11 protein-coding genes are annotated in these 12,422 nt (G+C 71.3%); 1 reads left to right on the plus strand and 10 read right to left on the minus strand.

From position 1 onward, the window contains the following. Nucleotides 1-34: 34 nt before the first annotated feature. From ACFRMQ_RS11910 to ACFRMQ_RS11925, 4 genes are all read right to left on the minus strand, one after another. Nucleotides 35-499, minus strand: a complete 465-nt coding sequence (locus tag ACFRMQ_RS11910; protein ID WP_380729676.1) for a GNAT family N-acetyltransferase — start codon at nucleotides 497-499, stop codon at nucleotides 35-37. 1 nt (nucleotide 500) lies between these two features. Next, on the minus strand, nucleotides 501-1,439 hold the full coding sequence (locus ACFRMQ_RS11915) for an RluA family pseudouridine synthase (RefSeq protein WP_380729678.1): 939 nt from the start codon (nucleotides 1,437-1,439) through the stop codon (nucleotides 501-503). An 88-nt stretch (nucleotides 1,440-1,527) separates the two neighbouring features. Beyond that, nucleotides 1,528-2,187, minus strand: coding sequence for a signal peptidase II (gene lspA / locus ACFRMQ_RS11920; protein ID WP_380729719.1), 660 nt, complete (start codon nucleotides 2,185-2,187; stop codon nucleotides 1,528-1,530). Nucleotides 2,188-2,354: 167 nt separating this feature from the next. Continuing rightward, nucleotides 2,355-2,819 carry a TraR/DksA family transcriptional regulator gene (locus tag ACFRMQ_RS11925; RefSeq protein ID WP_380729680.1) on the minus strand — a complete coding sequence of 155 codons (465 nt, stop codon included), beginning with the start codon at nucleotides 2,817-2,819 and terminating at the stop codon, nucleotides 2,355-2,357. A 632-nt stretch (nucleotides 2,820-3,451) separates the two neighbouring features. Between ACFRMQ_RS11925 and ileS the strand changes: the two genes are divergently transcribed. Beyond that, nucleotides 3,452-6,580, plus strand: a complete 3,129-nt coding sequence (gene ileS / locus ACFRMQ_RS11930; RefSeq protein ID WP_380729682.1) for an isoleucine--tRNA ligase — start codon at nucleotides 3,452-3,454, stop codon at nucleotides 6,578-6,580. A gap of 270 nt (nucleotides 6,581-6,850) precedes the next feature. On the opposite strand, the gene ACFRMQ_RS11935 is transcribed toward ileS, so the two are convergent. The 6 genes from ACFRMQ_RS11935 to ftsZ form a co-directional block, all read right to left on the minus strand. Beyond that, on the minus strand, nucleotides 6,851-8,200 hold the full coding sequence (locus ACFRMQ_RS11935) for a DivIVA domain-containing protein (protein ID WP_380729685.1): 1,350 nt from the start codon (nucleotides 8,198-8,200) through the stop codon (nucleotides 6,851-6,853). Nucleotides 8,201-8,259: 59 nt separating this feature from the next. After that, nucleotides 8,260-8,541, minus strand: coding sequence for a YggT family protein (locus tag ACFRMQ_RS11940; protein WP_030060143.1), 282 nt, complete (start codon nucleotides 8,539-8,541; stop codon nucleotides 8,260-8,262). 100 nt (nucleotides 8,542-8,641) lie between these two features. Continuing rightward, nucleotides 8,642-9,259, minus strand: a complete 618-nt coding sequence (locus ACFRMQ_RS11945; protein WP_380729687.1) for a cell division protein SepF — start codon at nucleotides 9,257-9,259, stop codon at nucleotides 8,642-8,644. Between the two features lie 221 nt (nucleotides 9,260-9,480). Continuing rightward, on the minus strand, nucleotides 9,481-10,269 hold the full coding sequence (locus ACFRMQ_RS11950; protein WP_380729689.1) for a YggS family pyridoxal phosphate-dependent enzyme: 789 nt from the start codon (nucleotides 10,267-10,269) through the stop codon (nucleotides 9,481-9,483). Beyond that, a complete protein-coding gene (gene pgeF, locus ACFRMQ_RS11955) occupies nucleotides 10,269-11,000 on the minus strand; it encodes a peptidoglycan editing factor PgeF (protein ID WP_380729692.1) in 732 nt (243 codons plus the stop codon). The genes ACFRMQ_RS11950 and pgeF overlap by 1 nt, the downstream gene beginning before the upstream one ends. Continuing rightward, nucleotides 10,997-12,229: a cell division protein FtsZ gene (gene ftsZ, locus ACFRMQ_RS11960; RefSeq protein ID WP_380729694.1), complete on the minus strand. Its 1,233-nt coding sequence runs from the start codon at nucleotides 12,227-12,229 to the stop codon at nucleotides 10,997-10,999. Before ftsZ ends, pgeF begins: the two co-directional genes overlap by 4 nt. Between the last annotated feature and the right edge of the window lie 193 nt (nucleotides 12,230-12,422).

The following is a 12,422-nucleotide window of genomic DNA, read 5'->3' on the forward strand; positions in this document are numbered from 1 at the left end:
CCGCCCACCCGGCGGGCCGCCACCCCGAAGACGCCTACAGCGCCCGCGTCATCGTCCGATGCGGTATCCCCGCGTCCTCGTACACCGGCCCCTCGGCCACGTACCCGAGCCGCTCGTAGAACCCGAGCGCCTGCACCTGGGCGTGCAGTTCGACCTCCACGCCCCCGCGCTCGGCCGCCGCCGCCTCGATCGCCCGGACGAGGTCCGCCCCGAGCCCGGTCCCCCGGGCGGCCGCGACGACCGCGAGCCGCCCGAGCAGCACCCGTCCCTCGATGCCGCCGGTCAGCTTCCGCGCCTGCTCACCGAAGATCAGCCGCCCGGTCCCCAGCCCGGCCCCGTCGGCTCCGGCGGCCAGCAGGTGCACCGAGGTCGCGTCGTACTCGTCGTACTCCAGCTCCCGCGGCACGTTCTGCTCGACGACGAACACCTCGTACCGGACCGCCCGCACCAGTTCCAGGTCCGCCTCGTCCTCGGCGACCCGGATCACGGCAGCCGGCACCTCAGCTCTCCGCCGCGACGATGTCCAGCGCCTTCCGCAGGTCCTCCGGGTACTCGCTGGAGAACTCGACCCACTGCCCGTCCGCCGGGTGCTCGAAGCCGAGCGAGACCGCGTGCAGCCACTGCCGGGTCAGCCCCAGCCGCTTGGCCAGCGTCGGGTCGGCGCCGTACGTGAGGTCGCCGACGCAGGGGTGCCGCAGCGCGGACATGTGGACGCGGATCTGGTGGGTGCGCCCGGTCTCCAGCTTGATCGCCATCAGCGACGCGGCCCGGTACGCCTCGATCAGGTCGTAGTGGGTCACGGACGGCTTGCCGTCCCGGGTGACGGCCCACTTCCAGTCCGAGCTGGGGTGCCGTCCGATCGGCGCGTCCACCGTCCCGCTCAGCGGGTCCGGGTGGCCCTGCACCAGCGTGTGGTAGCGCTTCTCGGTGATCCGGTCGTGGAACTGCCGCTTGAGGTCGGTGTACGCGCGCTCGGACTTGGCGACCACCATCAGCCCCGAGGTGCCGACGTCCAGCCGGTGCACGACGCCCTGGCGCTCGGCGGCGCCCGAGGTGGAGATCCGGTATCCGGCCGCGGCCAGCCCGCCGATCACGGTGGGGCCGGTCCAGCCCGGGCTGGGATGCGCGGCGACGCCGATCGGCTTGTCGACCAGCACGATGTCCTCGTCCTCGTGGACGATCCGCATGCCCTCGACCGGCTCGGCGACGATCCGCACCGGGGCGGCGGGGGCCGGGATCTCGACCTCCAGCCAGGAACCGGCGGTCACCCGGTCCGACTTGCCGGCCACGGCGCCGTCGAGCGTCACCTTGCCGTCGGCGGCCAGCTCGGCGGCCTTGGTCCGGGAGAAGCCGAACATCCGGGCCAGGGCGGCGTCGAGACGCTCGCCCTCCAGGCCGTCGGGAACGGGGAGGCTGCGGATCTGCGCTGCGGTACTCACCCGTACGAGTATGCCGGAAACGCGGCACGCCCCCGCCGCCGGTCACCCCTGGCCGGGAACGGGGCCGCTCCTCGCCGCGCTTTCCGCCCTACTCCGGCTTCCCGGCCTTCTCGACCTGCTGGTGGACGGTCCCGTCCGGGTTGCTGCCCCGGAAGGAGAGCAGCACCACGAGAATCCCGCCGCAGACGATCGCCGAGTCCGCGAGGTTGAAGACCGCGAAGTGCTGGACGGAGATGAAGTCCACCACGTGCCCGCGGAAGACGCCCGGCGAGCGGAACAGCCGGTCGGTGAGGTTGCCGAGCGCCCCGCCGAGCAGCAGTCCGAGCGCGAGCGCCCAGGGCAGGCTGTACAGCCGCCGGGCGATCCGCCAGATCACCACGATGACGGCCGAGGCGATCATCGTGAAGACCACGGTCAGCGCCTGCCCCATCCCGAAGGCCGCACCCGAGTTCCGGATCACCTGGAAGGTGACCACGTCCCCGATCACCTTGATCGCCGCGTGGTTCTCCAGCCGGGCGACCACCAGCAGCTTGCTGCCGAGGTCGATCAGGAACGCGAGCACCGCGACGACCAGCAGCACGCCGACCCGCCGCTGACCCTTGGGCCGCTCGTCCGCCGCGCCGTCCTCGGACACCGTCTCGGTCGGCTCGGCCGACCCGGCCGACTCGGCCACGGGCACCTCCACGGCATCGGCGGGGGACGGGACGGCGTCGTCCCGGGTCTGGGGGGAACCTTGCGTACTGATGATCCGCTCCGCTGCCGATGGAGCTCCCCCACTGCGCGGGAGGGGGGAGGGTGGTGGGCCGGTGACGGCCTGCCCGCGTCCGGGGACACGTCAGGCGGCGTTACTCAGGCGACGATACGGGGTCGAGCGTACGGCAAGCCCGACCCCCCACGTCGCTCCGGTCACCCGGTTCAGCGGCGCTCTTGCTTGGCCTTGCACTGCACACAGAGCGTGGCCCGCGGGAAGGCCTGCATCCGGGCCTTGCCGATGGCCTGTCCGCAGGACTCGCAGGTGCCGAAGCCGACGCCCTCCAGCCGCTCCAGCGCGCGCTCGGTCTGGGTCAAGCTGTCCCGCGCGTTGTTGGCCAGCGCCAGCTCGCTCTCCCGCGAGATGTTCTTCGTACCGGCGTCCACCTGGTCGTCGCCGGCTCCGTCGTTGGAGTCGCGCATCAGCCCGGAGATGGCCGCCTCGGCGGCGTCGATCTCGTTGCGGAGCCGCTCCAGCTCACTGATCAGCTCGTCGTGCAGTTCGTGGACCTCTTCGGTGGTCCACGCCTCCTCGCCGGGCCGGACCGGCAGCGTGGCCGGGTCCACGGACTCGGCGCCTCGCGGCACGGTGACGGTGTCGGTGCTGGTCTTCGGTGCGGTAGTGGTCACGGTCCCCTCCCCTGGATCGACCGCCACGGCCTTGCGTGCCCGCTTGGTGGCGGTGCCCGCGCCGGTTCCCTTCTCAGCCATGGCTTTCGACCCCATCTACGAACGAATCGAGCCGCCGGTTCCCGGCGGCCTCCAGTGCCGGAACGATAATCCCGATCAAAACCGGTCACAACATGACATACCGACGCCCCATAACGTTCCCACCCAGGCAGCCGCCCCAACCGTCACGCCCCGCGCGCTCAGGGATTTGTGCCCAGATCACCCCCTCCTAACCACCGTCTCCGAAGGCCCCCGGACCGCCCGCCCGAAACGCTTTGGACAAACCGACTCGCCCGGCCGATACACTGGCCCTGCAAGGCGCAGATGGGACGAGTACCGACGTACGCAGCCACCAGCGACCCGGGGACGGTGTGAGCCCGGGGGCGTGCACGGCGGGAAGATCACCCCGGAGCCGCCGGAAGAACGGCCACCGCACCCCGAGCGCGGCGGCCCACTAGACCCGGCAGCAAACCCAAACAAGAGGGCCGCGAACGCAGTACCGCGGCCAAGGAGGGTGGTACCGCGGGGCGGCCGGGCCGTCTCGTCCCTCCGGAGGATCCAGTCCCAGCATCCGCCGGAGGTAGACGCCCGCGATGAACTCCTACAACCCCGTTCCCGCGCAGGTGGATCTTCCTGCCCTGGAGCACCGGATCCTGTCCTTCTGGCAGGACAACAAGATCTTCCAGCGCAGCCTGGAGCAGTCCGAGGGCCGCCCCGAGTGGGTGTTCTACGAGGGCCCGCCCACCGCCAACGGCATGCCCGGCGCCCACCACATCGAGGCCCGCGTCTTCAAGGACGTCTTCCCTCGCTACCGGACCATGAAGGGCTACCACGTCGCCCGCAAGGCCGGCTGGGACTGCCACGGCCTGCCGGTCGAGCTCGCCGTCGAGAAGGAGCTGGGCTTCTCCGGCAAGCAGGACATCGAGGCGTACGGCATCGCCGAGTTCAACGCCAAGTGCCGCGAGTCGGTCACCCGCCACACCGACGCCTTCACCGAGCTGACCACCCGGATGGGCTACTGGGTCGACCTCGACGAGGCCTACCGGACGATGGACCCGTCCTACGTCCAGTCCGTGTGGTGGTCGCTCCGGCAGATCTTCGACAAGGGCCTGCTGGTCCAGGACCACCGGGTCGCCCCCTGGTGCCCGCGCTGCGGCACCGGCCTGTCGGACCACGAGCTGGCCCAGGGCTACGAGACCGTGGTCGACCCCTCGGTCTTCGTCCGCTTCCCGCTGACCAGCGGCCCGCTGGCCGGCCAGGCCGCCCTGCTGGTCTGGACCACCACCCCGTGGACCCTGGTCTCCAACACCGCCGCCGCCGTCCACCCGGAGGTCACCTACGTGGTGGCCACCGACGGCACCGAGAAGCTCGTCGTCGCCGAGCCGCTGGTCGCCAAGGCGCTCGGCGAGGGCTGGGAGACCACCGGCGAGTCCTTCACCGGCGCCGAGATGGAGCGCTGGGCCTACCGCCGTCCCTTCGACCTGGTCGAGATCGAGAACGCCCACTACGTCCTCAACGCCGACTACGTCACCACCGAGGACGGCACCGGCATCGTCCACCAGTCCCCCGCCTTCGGCGCGGACGACCTCGCGACCTGCCGCAAGTACGGCCTGCCGGTGGTCAACCCGGTGCTCGGCGACGGCACCTTCGCCCCCGAGGTCCCGCTGGTCGGCGGCCAGTTCTTCAAGAAGGCCGACGAGGCCCTGGTCGCGGACCTCAAGGAGCGCGGCCTGCTCTTCCGCCACCTGCCGTACGAGCACAGCTACCCGCACTGCTGGCGCTGCCACACCGCGCTGCTCTACTACGCGCAGCCGTCCTGGTACATCCGGACCACCGCCGTCAAGGACGCGATGATCCGCGAGAACGAGGCCACCAACTGGTTCCCGGAGACGGTCAAGCACGGCCGCTTCGGCGACTGGCTGAACAACAACATCGACTGGGCGCTCAGCCGCAACCGCTACTGGGGCACCCCGCTGCCGATCTGGCGCTGCGAGGAGGGCCACCTCACCTGCGTCGGCTCGCTGGCCGAGCTGTCCGAGCTCACCGGCACCGACCAGAGCGACCTCGACCCGCACCGCCCGTACATCGACGCGGTGACCTTCGCCTGCCGCGACTGCGGCGGCACCGCCACCCGCGTGCCCGAGGTCATCGACGCCTGGTACGACTCGGGATCGATGCCCTTCGCCCAGTACGGCTACCCGTACCAGAACAAGGAGCTGTTCGAGAAGCGCTACCCGGCGCAGTTCATCTCCGAGGCGATCGACCAGACCCGTGGCTGGTTCTACACGCTGATGGCGGTCGGCACCCTGGTGTTCGACAAGAGCAGCTACGAGAACGTCGTCTGCCTGGGCCACATCCTGGCCGAGGACGGCCGCAAGATGTCCAAGCACCTGGGCAACATCCTCCAGCCGATCCCGCTGATGGACCAGCACGGCGCCGACGCCGTCCGCTGGTTCATGGCGGCCGGCGGCTCGCCCTGGTCGGCCCGCCGGGTCGGTCACGGCACCATCCAGGAGGTGGTCCGCAAGACCCTCCTCACCTACTGGAACACCGTCGCCTTCCAGGCCCTGTACGCCCGCACCTCGAACTGGGCCCCCTCGGCGGCCGACCCGGCCCCGGCCGACCGCCCGCAGCTGGACCGCTGGGTGCTCTCCGAGCTGAACACCCTGGTCCGCGAGGTCGACGCGGCCTACGAGGCGTACGACACCCAGCGCGCCGGCAAGCTGCTGTCCGGCTTCGTCGACGACCTGTCCAACTGGTACGTCCGCCGCGGCCGCCGCCGCTTCTGGCAGGGCGACGCCGCCGCGCTCGCCACCCTGCACGAGGCGCTGGAGACGGTCACCCGTCTGATGGCCCCGCTCACCCCGTTCATCACCGAGCGGGTCTGGCAGGACCTGGTCGTCCCGGTCGCCCCGGACGCCCCGGCCTCGGTGCACCTGGCCACCTGGCCGGAGGCCGACGAGTCTCTGATCGACACCGAGCTCTCCCGGCACATGGCGCTGGTCCGCCGCCTGGTCGAGCTGGGCCGCGCGACCCGCGCGGAGTCGGGCGTGAAGACCCGTCAGCCGCTGTCCCGCGCGCTGGTCGCCGCCCAGGGCTGGGAGGAGCTGCCCGCCGACCTGCGCGCGCAGATCGCCGAGGAGCTCAACGTCTCCACCCTGGAGTCGCTGGCGGAGGTCGGCGGCTCGCTGGTCGACACCAGCGCCAAGGCCAACTTCCGCGCGCTGGGCAAGCGCTTCGGCAAGGGCGTGCAGGACGTGGCCAAGGCGGTCGCCGCCACCGACGCCGCCCGCCTGGCCGCCGAGCTGCGCGCCGGCGGCGAGACTTCGGTCGAGCTGGACGGCGAGACGATCACCCTCTCTCCGGACGAGGTGATCATCACCGAGACCCCGCGCGAGGGCTGGGCCGTCGCCAACGAGTCCGGTGCCACCGTCGCCCTCGACCTGGCCATCACCCCGGAGCTCAAGCGGCTCGGCATCGCCCGCGACGCCATCCGCCAGATCCAGGAGGCCCGCAAGAACTCCGGCCTGGACGTCGCCGACCGCATCGTCCTGCGCTGGCGCGCCGCCTCGGAGGAGACCGCCGAGGCGATCGCCGAACACGGCCCGCTCGTCGCCGAGGAGGTCCTCGCGACCGACTTCGCCGCCGGCGCCGCCGACTGGGAGTCCGAGACCTTCGCCGACGAGTCCCTCGGCCTGGCCTTCCAGCTCCGCAAGGCCTGACCGCCCCTCAGAACCGCCGCCGCCCCTCGGGGGTGGCGGCGGTTCCGCGTTCCCCGCGCCCCCTCCCGCACCCACGCGCCCGCACCCACGAAGAGCGCCCCCTTCCCGACTCCGCCCGCCCCCGTCCCGCCACGCCCGGACAGGAGCACCGAAGGCCGAGGGCGGAACCGCACGCGGCGCGAACCCCTCTCGCCCGCGCACACAGAAGAGCGCCCCCTCCCCGACCCGGAGGTCGGAAAGGGGGCGCCCCCTAAAGGTCCTGCCACAACCTCAGTTGTCGCCGTCCTCGTCGATCAGGAAGCCCCGCATCGGCGCCGGAGCCTGCTGCATCGGCTGCGGCGGCTGCGGACGGACGGCCGCCATCGGCTGGGTCATCCCGGCCGGCTGCATCTGCGGCGCACCGCTGTTGCCACCGTTCGACTGCCCGCCGAAGCTCGGCGCCGAGGAGCCGCCGCCGAAGGAGCCGTTCCCGCCGAAGGACGGCGAGCTGCCCCCGAAGGACGGCTGGTTGCCACCGAAGCCCGGCGCGCCACCGCTCATCGCACTGGCACCGGCCGGAGCCATCGACGAGGCCGCCGGCGGCAGCGACGCGGTGGCGGGGATCCGCGGCGGAGCGAGCGAGTCGTCGGCCTGCGACTCCAGCTGACGCAGCTGGGTCTCCAGGTACGACTTCAGACGCGTGCGGTACTCACGCTCGAACGCCCGCAGGTCCTCGACCTTGCGCTCCAGCGTGGCCCGCGCGGACTCCAGCGAGCCCATCGCGACGCGGTGCTTCTCCTGCGCGTCCCGCTCCAGCGCGTCGGCCTTCGCACGGGCGTCGCGCTCCAGGCCCTCGGCGCGGCTGCGCGCCTCGCCGACGATCTTGTTGGCCTCGGAACGGGCCTCGGAGATCGCCTGGTCGGCGGTCTGCTGAGCGAGCGCCAGCACCCGGGCGGCGCTGTCGCCACCGGGACCCTGCTGCTGCATCGGGGCGCCCATCGGGCCGCCCATCTGCTGCGGGCCGCCCATCGGGCCACCCATCGGCTGCATCTGCTGCTGGCCCATGCCCTGGCCCATCGGGTTGCCCATCTGCTGCGGGCCACCGGGACCGCCCATGGGCTGGAGCATCTGACCGCCCATCGGCTGGACCAGCTGCTGCTGACCGCCCATGGTCTGGTTCATCTGCTGCTGCGGGCCGCCGGCAGCCGGAAGCTGCGGCGGGGAGCCGGCCGGCAGGCCGAGGGGCTGATTGCCCATCTGCTGCTGCTGGGGGCCGGGGCCCATCTGCTGCTGCGGGCCGCCCGGACCCATCTGCTGCGGGCCTCCGGGGCCCATCTGCTGCGGGCCGCCCGGACCCTGCTGGCCGGGCACCGGCGGGCCGGATATGGCGGCGGGCACCGGAGCGCCACCCTGTCGGGGGGCGTCCTGCTGCGGTTCCTTGCGCAGGTTGGCCTGGTTCTGCGCGGCGGCACGAGTCGCGGCGGCCAGCTTGGCGCGCAGGTCCTCGTTCTCCCGGAGGAGGCGGGTCAGCTCCGCCTCGACCTCGTCGAGGAAGGCATCGACCTCGTCCTCGTCATAGCCTTCACGCAGGCGGACGGTCGTGAACTGCTTGTTCCGAACGTCCTCGGGGGTCAATGGCATCTCTTCACCTCAACGTGATCGTCGGCACACCGGCATCCTGTCGCATCGCTCACCTACGACTAGGGGTGCACAAGCGAGATCAGGACATACACAATGATCATCAGTACGAAGAAGGACAGGTCGAGCGCCACGCCCCCGAAACGCAACGGCGGAATCAGCCGCCGAAGAAGCTTGAGCGGCGGATCCGTGACAGTGTACGTGGCCTCCAGGACCAGGACCATGGCCTTGCCCGGCCGCCACGAACGCGCGAACTGGAAGACCCAGTCCATGACCAATCGCACGAGCAGGAACACCAGGAAGACGGTCAGGGCGTAGTAGAGCACCGCCCACACGATGTCCATCGCGTTTCCCTCTCCCCGGTCCCGATCCCTCGGGCCTGCCGCTCGTCACCTGTCGCCAACCACACTGTTGATCAGATCCACACATGAAGTCGTGGCCGGGTCAGCTCTGGTTGAAGAACCCACCCTCGGCGATCCGAGCCTTGTCCTCCGCCGTGACATCGACGTTAGCAGGCGACAGCAGGAACACCTTCTGTGTCACGCGCTCGATACTGCCGTGCAGACCGAAGACGAGTCCAGCGGCGAAGTCTACGAGGCGCTTCGCGTCGGTGTCGTCCATCTCGGTCAGATTCATGATCACGGGGGTACCGCCACGGAACTGTTCCCCGATGGTACGGGCCTCGTTGTAGGTCCGGGGGTGCAGCGTGGTGATGCGGTAGGGCTCTCGTTCGTTCACGACCTTGGGCATGATCACCGGTGCGCTCTTCTCCAGGTTGTGGCGGCGTTCGGGTGTGATGGACGACACGGGGGCCATCCTCGGGGTCTCCTGCCGGATCGGCACCGCGGCGGGCACCGGCTGCGGGGTGATCGAGGAGACCGGGGCGGGCGCGGCGGCCGCCGGAGCCGGGGTCGGCCGGGGGATGTCCTCGGTCCGCTGGCCCGTCCGGAGCGGTTCGGGGTCCGCGTCGTAGTCGTCGTCGGGGTCGTACCCCTGGCCGTCGTACGTCTCGTCCTCCACGAGGCCGAGGTAGACCGCCATCTTGCGCATCGCGCCGGCCATGCTCCTGTCTCCTCCGCTTGTGGTGGACCGGCTCCGGCCCGGGCCGTACGGCCCCGTCTGCGGATTCCGCGGTCCCTCCACGACGGCGCGTCAGGCCGACGGCCGGTCAGAATTCGTGGAGTGGGGGCCGCGGAGCTGCGATCCACGGTTCGCTAGCGCTCCGAAGAGCTGCTAGATTCTGTCCTATTTTGTCCTGCTGTCTGATCTACTACCCGGTGACGTTACCTGAGGGGTGACCTCACTCCGAGTACCGCCGTTCCGACGCGCACATGTGTCGCTCCGGCAGCAATCGCCTGCTCAAGGTCCCCGCTCATCCCTGCGGAGACCATGGTGGCAGTCGGATGGGCCGCTCGTACGGCGGTTGCGATTTCCGTCAGCCGATCGAACGCGCGGGCCGGATCTCCGGCCAGCGGACCGCTCAGCGGAGCGACGGTCATCACACCGTCCAGGCGCAGCCCGGGCGTGTCGGCGATCGCGTCGGCCAGTCGCGCGACGTCCTCGGGTGCGACCCCCGCCCGGTGCGCGCCCTCCCCGTACGCCTTGTCCAGGGCGACCTGCACCAGGCAACCCAGCTCCGGGCGCTCCGACTTGAGCACCGCCGCGGAGAGCGACTCGACCAGCCGCGGCCGGTCCACCGAGTGCACGTGGTTCGCGTACCGGACGACCGAGCGGACCTTGTTGGTCTGCAACTGTCCGACGAAGTGCCAGTCAAGAGGAAGGTTTCTGCACTGCTCGGCCTTGGGAGCGGCGTCCTGGTCCCGGTTCTCCGCGACGTCCGTCACACCGAGTCCGGCCAGCAGCGCGGTGTCCTCGGCGGGGTAGGTCTTGGTGACGACGATCAGGGTGACCTCGTCCCGGGCGCGCCCGGCGGCCGCGCACGCGTCCGCGATCCGGCGCTCGACCACGTCGAGGTTGGTGCCGAGTTCCTCGTACCGGGCCCGCTGGCCCTCCGTCAGCGCCGCGCTGAACTGGGCGTTTCCCGGGAACGGTCCGTAGATGTCGTTCGTCATCAGTGATCAGAGCCCAACCAGACGTAGCTCGCGAGCCGACCGGTGCGCTGCTCGCGGCGATAGGAGTAGTGATCGGCGGATTCGAGGGTGCAGACAGATGATCGCACCAACTCGCTGACCCCCGCCGCGGCCAGCTGGGCCGCGACCCCCTCGGCCACGTCCAGGGCGGGAGTCCCCCAGGACGTCTCGGCGAAGGCCTCCGGTACCACCGCGGCGACCTCGGCGCGCAGTTCGGCCGGCACCTCGTAGCAGCGTCCGCACACCGCGGGCCCGGTGGCGGCGGTGATCCGGCCGGGTTCCGCCCCCAGTCCGACCATCGCCCGCACGACCGCGGGCACCACCCCGGCCGCCAGCCCGGGCCGGCCCGCGTGGGCCGCGCCCACCACGCCCGCCACCGGATCGGCCAGCAGCACCGGGGTGCAGTCGGCGGTCAGCACCGCCAGCGCGAGCGGCCGGTCGGAGACCACCGCGTCCACCGTCGGGGCCTGTCCGAGCGGCTGGCGCTCGGTCACCACCGCGACCTCGGCGCCGTGCACCTGGTTCATCCACACCACGTCGGCCGGGTCGAGCCCCAGCTTCCGGGCCGCGAGCGCCCGGTTCTCCCGCACGGCCCCGGGGTCGTCCCCCACCGCGCCGCCGAGGTTCAGCTCCCCGTACGGCGAAGTGCTCACCCCGCCCCACCGTGAGGTGAAGGCGAAGTGAGCACCAGCGCGGATCGCGTGATCGATCACTTAAGGAAATCCGGGACGTCAAGCTCCTCGGCCGGGCTCTCCACGAACGGCTGCCGGGCCGGCTGCACCTGCGGCGGCACCGCCGCGGCGGTCGTGGTGGCCGGGGCCTCGGCGGTCCGGCTCGGCGCGGCGGCCGCGGACTCGCTCTCCGAACGGGACGTCACCGAGCCGATGCTCCCGTACGACGGCCGGCCGGCCGGGCGCTCCGGGGCGGCCGGCGGCGTGGCCGGGCGCTCCGGGGCGGTGGACTTGACCACCGGGTCGCGGACGATCGCCGGCGGCTGCCCGCCGTCGAAGCCGGCCGCGATGACGGTGACCCGGACCTCGTCGCCGAGCGCGTCGTCGATGACGGCACCGAAGATGATGTTCGCCTCGGGGTGGGCCGCCTCGCTGACCAGCTGGGCCGACTCGTTGATCTCGAACAGGCCGAGGTCGGAGCCGCCGGAGATGGACAGCAGCACGCCGCGGGCGCCGTCGATCGAGGCCTCCAGCAGCGGCGAGGAGATCGCCATCACCGCGGCGGCCTTGGCACGGTCCTCGCCGCGGGCCGAGCCGATGCCCATGAGGGCCGAACCGGCCTCGGACATGACGGACTTGACGTCGGCGAAGTCGAGGTTGATCAGGCCCGGGGTGGTGATCAGGTCGGTGATGCCCTGGACACCGGAGAGCAGGACCTGGTCGGCCGAGCGGAACGCGTCGAGGACGCTGACCTGGCGGTCCGAGATGGACAGCAGCCGGTCGTTGGGGATCACGATGAGGGTGTCGACCTCTTCGCGCAGGGAGGCGATGCCGTCCTCCGCCTGGTTGGCCCGGCGCCGTCCCTCGAAGGTGAACGGGCGGGTGACCACGCCGATGGTCAGGGCGCCCAGGGAGCGCGCGATGTTGGCGACGACGGGCGCGCCACCCGTGCCCGTGCCACCGCCCTCACCGGCGGTGACGAAGACCATGTCGGCCCCCTTGAGGACCTCCTCGATCTCCTCGCGGTGGTCCTCGGCGGCCTTGCGGCCGACCTCGGGGTTGGCGCCGGCGCCGAGGCCCCGGGTGAGTTCACGGCCCACATCGAGCTTGACGTCGGCGTCGCTCATCAGGAGGGCCTGCGCATCGGTGTTGATCGCGATGAACTCGACGCCCTTGAGACCGACCTCGATCATCCGGTTGATGGCGTTGACACCACCGCCGCCGATTCCGACGACCTTGATGACTGCGAGGTAGTTCTGCGGTGCTGCCACGTCGAAGGCCTCTCGCCTCGAATTTCCGGGTCGGCCCGACCCGGAGCGGGGCGGTGCCGACGGATGTCGATGGGTAGGGAGCCTGGTTTCTGACTGAATGTCCGAAATGCCGACCGCCGACCCCAACCCTAAACTTGACCTTTAGGGTTAGTGCTGTGCCTCCGTCACGTCACCAGGAAACACAGGCTGGTGA

Source organism: Kitasatospora sp. NPDC056783 (assembly GCF_042789895.1).
Lineage (GTDB): Bacteria > Actinomycetota > Actinomycetes > Streptomycetales > Streptomycetaceae > Kitasatospora.